The sequence below is a fragment of the Protofrankia sp. CiP1_Cm_nod3 genome (genome assembly GCF_982290655.1).
Genome location: NZ_CEVIVD010000159.1, coordinates 6,506 through 10,372 on the forward strand (window position 1 = coordinate 6,506; position 3,867 = coordinate 10,372).

General features: G+C 69.4%; 3 protein-coding genes. All 3 read right to left on the reverse strand.

Features of this window, described 5'->3' with window-relative positions; genetic code table 11:
* Positions 1 to 403: 403 nt before the first annotated feature.
* A complete protein-coding gene (locus AC5LUJ_RS20880; protein WP_250281988.1) occupies positions 404 to 1,444 on the reverse strand; it encodes an NAD-dependent epimerase/dehydratase family protein in 1,041 nt (346 codons plus the stop codon).
* Positions 1,445 to 2,465: 1,021 nt separating this feature from the next.
* Complete coding sequence (locus AC5LUJ_RS20885; protein WP_493465570.1) at positions 2,466 to 2,726, reverse strand: 30S ribosomal protein bS22; 261 nt, start codon at positions 2,724 to 2,726, stop codon at positions 2,466 to 2,468.
* Positions 2,727 to 2,851: 125 nt separating this feature from the next.
* Positions 2,852 to 3,652: a pyrroline-5-carboxylate reductase gene (gene proC / locus AC5LUJ_RS20890; RefSeq protein WP_250281987.1), complete on the reverse strand. Its 801-nt coding sequence runs from the start codon at positions 3,650 to 3,652 to the stop codon at positions 2,852 to 2,854.
* Positions 3,653 to 3,867: the final 215 nt, after the last annotated feature.

Below are 3,867 nucleotides of genomic sequence, written 5' to 3' on the forward strand. Positions count from 1 at the left end.
GACAGGATGCTCCTCGGATTCCCCGGGTGGGTCCCCGGGCCCGCGGCTTTTCCGGGGCCTGAGGGTGCGCGGCACCTGCGTGGCCGCTGATGTGGCCGCGCGCTCCTCGGCCGGCCGGCGCCGGTGGACGACCACCCGCCCGGCCCACGCCCCCGGCGGCCCGCTCGCCGGTCGACCGCCGCTATCCAGCGGCCCGCCAGCCCACGCCCCACGTCTGCCGGGCCGGGCCGCGCGGGGGACATCGCGTGGTGATCACCGTCATGACCAGGTTCAACTCATCCGTCTCCCGTCCGCATCCGTCTCCTGTCCAGTGCCGGTCCGTCTCCCGCACGCCCTACTCCCTGCCCAACGTGGAAGCCACCCAAAGGTGGTGACGATGGTCGCGACGCCCCGGCCAGCCTGGTCATGACGTCCCGACCAGCCTGCGGCGCGCGAGTACGTCCAGCAGGGCCCGCTCCAGGCGGACCACGGCGTCATGGTCGATCGCGAAACGCATCGGACGGTCCCGTACGAAGTCGTCGAAGGTCTGTTGTGTCGTGAACCGCGGAATGTAGTTGAAGACGTGTTTCAGCCGGGTGGTGTCGACCGCGCGCCCATGCGCGAGGAAACCGAGCTGTTCGGCGGAGAAGTCCAGCAGGCGGGATCTGCGGATCAGGTTCCCCAGCGTGACCACGGCCGGGGACGGTACCGGCAGCGGCGCCCGCCCGGCCCGCCGCACGGCCTGGGAGAGCAGGAGGACACCGTCCCCGGCGACGTTGAACGTGCCCGGATGGTCCTGGACGGCGGCCTGGATAAGCACGGCGAGCGCGTCCTCGCTGTGCAGGAGCTGGAGGCGCGGATCAAAGCCGAGTACCGTCGGGACGACCGGCAGCTCGAAGTACCGGGTCAGCGGACTGTCGATACCGGGGCCGATGATATTGGTGAATCGCAGCACGCTGACAGTGACGTCGGGCCGCCGGCGGCTGAAACCCCGGACGTATCCCTCGACCTCCAGGGCATCCTTGCTGTAACCCCCGCGAGGCAGGCTGCGCGGCTCCATCTCCTCGGTGAACAGCGCCGGATCAGAGGGTGATGATCCGTAAATCGTCGTGGTGGACTTGACGATCACTTTTGTGACGCTCGGCGCCTTCTGGCACGCGGCGAGGAGCTGCATGGTGCCGATGACGTTGATTTCCTTCATCGTGGCCCGGCCGCCGGCACCGAGCGGAGTGGCGATCACATTCAGATGAAGGACGGTGTCGACAGCGGCGGCACTGATTACTTTCGCGATCAGCGGATTACGGATGTCCGCACGGACGAACTGGGTGCGGCCGAGATCGTCGCGGGGCGGCACGGTATCGACCCCGATCACATTCTCGATCTCCGGGTCGGCCGCGAAGACACTCGCCACCTGTGCGCCGAGCGGCCGGGAAACACCGGTCACCAGCACGCAGCGTGGTCGCATTTCTCGTCGCCCCCTGCCCCGATACCCGGGCCCATGCTACGCCCTGGCGTTGTCACGCCAGAAACATCGTGGAGTACATGGCGTGGCGTCCTATTGGTCAACAATAACCAACGTCACCCAACGTCGACTATTGACGAGGAAGCATAACTCGAGGCGACACCACAGGCTCATCCGGTAACGATTCCGCCGGTCTCGTCCGACAACGATTCGCAGGCCACATCCGATGACATCACCCGGCCCGGCATCGCCACCGGACCGGGAACAGCAGCCACGCAATCGAATACGGAACACCAGGTAGTCAACCGAGCACAAAAGGTGGCAACGGAAAAGCGGGACCGTCATCACGAAAGCGGATGGTAGCGGCAATGTCACAGAAAGATCTGCCGGTAACGGCAGCCAGACAGCCCCCGATGGCCGTCCGACGGATGCCGGCCGATGCGGCCAGCGATCCAGCAGGCTCCCCCACGGGACGAGAGCGGCGGGGCCGACGCGGCAAGACCGACACCGCGGAGCCGACGGGCGGGGCCGACGCGGCGCGACCAGGGGACAGCAGGGCCGCCACCGGCGAGCGGAGCCGTCGAGAGCGGGGCGACGGGAGCGACAGGGCGACGGGAGCAGCCCGTCCACAGACGGGAGAGCGTCGGGCGCTTCCGGGCCGGGACGCCGGAAGCAGTGGAGATCGCCGGGCTCCCTGCGCGGCCGCGACCGGAGACCCGTGCCGACGCGTGGCGACGACACGGACCGCCGGCCGCGCCGGGCGAGGCCCCACGAACAGGCATCCGGAACGGGCGCATCCTCCGGAGCGGGCATCCAGTTGTGCCTACCGCACACGGGATGCTGTCTGGATCATCGCTCCGGCCGGCCGCCATCCACCGGACGCCGCACGGCCGGCAGCCGGCTACGACGATCCCGCTCCGACGCGCCCGGCCTCCCGCGCCCGGCGCCCACCGTCCGGCGTCCGGGCGAACCGGCTCGTACCACGACGAGCCGACAGCAGAAGAAGCTCGAAGTAATCGTTTAACTACTTCTTGTTGCGCCGTTGAACGCGGGTCCGCTTGAGGAGCTTGCGGTGCTTCTTCTTGGCCATGCGCTTGCGACGCTTCTTGATAACCGAACCCACGAACCCAACCGATCTGTTGGAAGGAAAGCCGAACGAACTACCGGCCGAGCCTACCCGCTCCACCGGACAACGTGGCACGGCCACCCGCTCCCCCACGGGCGGACGAGTACGCGGACGGAGCGACGGCCTGGTTCCCACCCCCGCGCGCTCCGCGCCTTCCACGTCACGGCCCCGTCGTCACGGCCCCGCTGCCACAGCCCTGCTGCCATAGCCCTGCTGGCACAGCCCTGCTGGCACGGCTCCGTTCGCGTACGCCCTGGCTGGTCCTGGCGGGCTTTCGTGTCCGGTCAGGTGGGACTGGCCAGTTCGCGGGAGCGGTCCCGGGCCGCTTCGATCGCGGCCAGCAGGGCCGCTCGGACGCCGTGCTTCTCCAGCTCCCGGATGGCGGTGATCGTCGTACCGCCGGGGGAGGTCACCGCCTCCCGTAGCAGTACCGGATGCTCGCCGGAGTCGCGCAGCATCACAGCCGCCCCCACCGCGGTCTGCACCAGCAGCTGCGCGGCGACCCCCCGCGGAATCCCCAGCAGGATGCCCGCGTCGATCATCGATTCGACCAGGTAGAAGAAATAGGCCGGGCCGCTGCCGGAGAGGGCCGTCACGGCGTCCTGCTGCGCCTCGGGCACCCGGACAACCTTGCCGACCGGCGCCAGCAGCCTCTCGGTACGGCGCAGGTGCTCCTCGCCGGCATGGGCGCCGGCCGAGATCGCCGACATGGCCTCGTCCACCAGCACAGGGGTGTTCGTCATCACCCGCACCACCGGCGTGCCGGCGGCGAGCCGGTACTCCAGGAACGCGGTGGTGACGCCGGCCGCCACCGAGATCACCAGATGCTCCGGCGTGACGACATCGGTGATCTCTCCGACCAGCGCGGTCATGTCCTGCGGTTTGACCGTGAGTATCAGCACGTCCGCCCGGGCGGCCGCGGCCGGGTTGGAGACCGCTTCGACGCCGTGGCGGGCGGACAGCTCCTTGGCGCGCTCCGGCCGGCGCGCCGTCACGAACAGATCCGCGGGATCATGCCCGGAGCGCAGCATCCCCGACAGCAACGCCTCGCCGAGCCTGCCGGCGCCGAGGATAGCGATCGTCATGGACGTCCCTCCTGTCGGCGGACCATACCCGTCCCCAGGCGGAGCACTTTCGTCAACCTGGCTCTCCTGTCAACCCGGCTCTCCCCAGTCCGACCCACACATGACTGGCCCGGCACATGGCTGGCCCGGACGTGACCGGCCGGTGCGCGGCTGCCACCGGTTCCCGCCTCACTCCCCCCCATCCGTCGCCGTCCGCCATCGGAGCCGTCCGTCAC

Bases quoted from the DNA above. Each gene is read 5' to 3' on its own strand.
- AC5LUJ_RS20880 (WP_250281988.1), bottom strand. From the start codon at position 1,444: ATGCGACCACGCTGCGTGCTGGTGACCGGTGTTTCCCGGCCGCTCGGC.
- proC (WP_250281987.1), bottom strand. From the start codon at position 3,652: ATGACGATCGCTATCCTCGGCGCCGGCAGGCTCGGCGAGGCGTTGCTG.